Origin of the sequence: Streptomyces sp. NRRL F-6492, from assembly GCF_001280125.1 — a bacterium.
Taxonomy (GTDB): Bacteria; Actinomycetota; Actinomycetes; order Streptomycetales; family Streptomycetaceae; genus Streptomyces.
The window spans coordinates 1-407 of the sequence record NZ_LGEG01000142.1 but is presented as its reverse complement, the minus strand read 5'-3'; the positions used below and the strand labels follow the sequence as shown (position 1 = coordinate 407).

At 70.8% G+C, this 407-nt stretch carries 1 protein-coding gene; it reads right to left on the bottom strand.

Going from position 1 to position 407, the window contains the following annotated elements; translation table 11 throughout:
* Positions 1 to 407: FAD-dependent oxidoreductase (locus ADL08_RS12900; RefSeq protein WP_159048497.1), on the bottom strand; the 407-nt coding region annotated here is incomplete at both ends.

Here is a 407-nt window from a genome sequence, read left to right as displayed (position 1 = left end):
CTTGCCGTTGCCCGCGAGGTTGTACTTCAGGGCGACGACCTTGTCCGCGCCGTAGATCTCCTTGGCCTTGGCCTCGGTGATGCCGACGGAGGCGACCTCGGGGTGGCAGTAGGTCACCCGGGGCACGCCGTCGTAGTCGATCGGGACGGTCTTCAGGCCGGCCAGGCGCTCGGCGACCAGGATGCCCTCGGCGAAGCCGACGTGCGCGAGCTGGAGGGTGGGCACGAGGTCGCCGACGGCGGAGATGGTGGGCACGTTGGTGCGCATGTACTCGTCGGCCAGGACGTAGCCGCGGTCCATGGCGACGCCCTGCTCCTCGTAGCCCAGACCGGCCGAGACCGGGCCGCGGCCGATGGCGACCAGGAGGACCTCGGCCTCGAAGGTCTTGCCGTCGGCCAGGGTGACCC